Raw genomic sequence first — 1,357 nt, forward strand, 5'->3', positions numbered from 1 at the left:
AGGTCTTTTTTCTATGGTCTTGTATTAAATCGTTGCGAGCAACTTCATCTTTTGCCAACGGCTGACGTACGCCCGCTTCGTAAAGACGTCGTAATGATTATCCCGTGCCGCATCGAGGATACCACGGTATAAGAAGGCAGCTGCCTTTAAAGCGCGTCTGCTCTCCCGCGGATACCGATCAAACGACGGAATCGCCGCATCATACAGATGCTCTGCTCGAAGTGCAACCTCTTCCCAAAGACCAATGAAGTCTCCTGAAGGGCGACCAGCGAGTAATGACTCCGCTGTGACACCATATGTCTCCATCCATGAATGGGGCAAGTAGATGCGGCCGCGTTTTGCATCTTCTCCGACGTCTCGCAATATATTCGTTAGTTGCATCGCGATTCCAAGATCAATAGCAGATTTACGGAGATCAGGCTGTTGCGGTGCAAGGATGGGCAACAACATCAAACCGACAGTACTCGCTACGTAGTAGCTGTATTGCTCTGTCTCCTCAAGCGTCTGATAACGATTTTTCTCGATGTCCCAACGCATACCTTCCGCGAGTTCGAGAAAGGGTGTCTCATCCATTTCGTAACGTTCAAATACATCTGCTAACGCAATCCATAACGGTTTATTTAGTACTTCACCATTGCGGAATCGTTTGAATTCATTCAAGAAAGCTAGTAGACTCTCTTTCGGCGTATCCGACTCATCGACGGTATCATCGAGGAACCGGCAAAATGTATAAATCGCATAAACAGCTTGTCGATCTGCTTTTGGTAAGAGTGAAAAGGCTTTATAGAACGTTTTAGATCCGGACTGAATGACTTCCTCACATTTGATATACGCGTTCTGGATCGTCACTGAATTCATGTTTCCACCCCATCTCTTGTTCCATTCGGTTTACGAGTATCGTTGCGCCCATCATGACGACTGGTACTCCTCCACACGGATGCACCGATGCACCGACGGCATATAGTCGATCGATATCTGGATATGGTTTTGCCTGTGTCTTTAAGGCAGCTGATTGACGAATCGTCGGAGCAATTCCAAAACTGCCACCTTCGTATAGTCCAAATGCCTGTGCATCATTCGGTGTACGAATCTTCATTTCTTGTATCTTTTCCCGAAATCCCGGATGATGATGCTCGATTTTTTCGAGTACGGTCTCGACGAAGTCTACTTTTTCATAATCTTTCACACCATAGCCACGAGGAGAAGGAATTAATGAATAGACGACGCTATCGTCCGTTCCTGTTAAACTACGATCAATCTGACTCGGATGGAACAGATAGACTGCCGGATGTTCAGGTAATCGTCCTTTTTTAAAGATGTTTGTCATAAGTGGTTCCAAGTCATTCGGCATCAAAAA

At 46.1% G+C, this 1,357-nt stretch carries 2 protein-coding genes; both read right to left on the bottom strand.

The window, feature by feature from the left end; all coding sequences use genetic code 11:
- Positions 1-24: 24 nt before the first annotated feature.
- Complete coding sequence (locus B2U10_RS12610; protein WP_056060016.1) at positions 25-858, bottom strand: phytoene/squalene synthase family protein; 834 nt, start codon at positions 856-858, stop codon at positions 25-27.
- Positions 818-1,357, bottom strand: a 540-nt coding sequence (locus tag B2U10_RS12615) for a phytoene desaturase family protein (protein WP_414655327.1), incomplete at its 5' end; no start/stop codon positions are given. The genes B2U10_RS12615 and B2U10_RS12610, both read right to left, overlap by 41 nt.

Source organism: Exiguobacterium sp. UBA7533 (assembly GCF_002479335.1).
Taxonomy (GTDB): domain Bacteria; phylum Bacillota; class Bacilli; order Exiguobacteriales; family Exiguobacteriaceae; genus Exiguobacterium_A.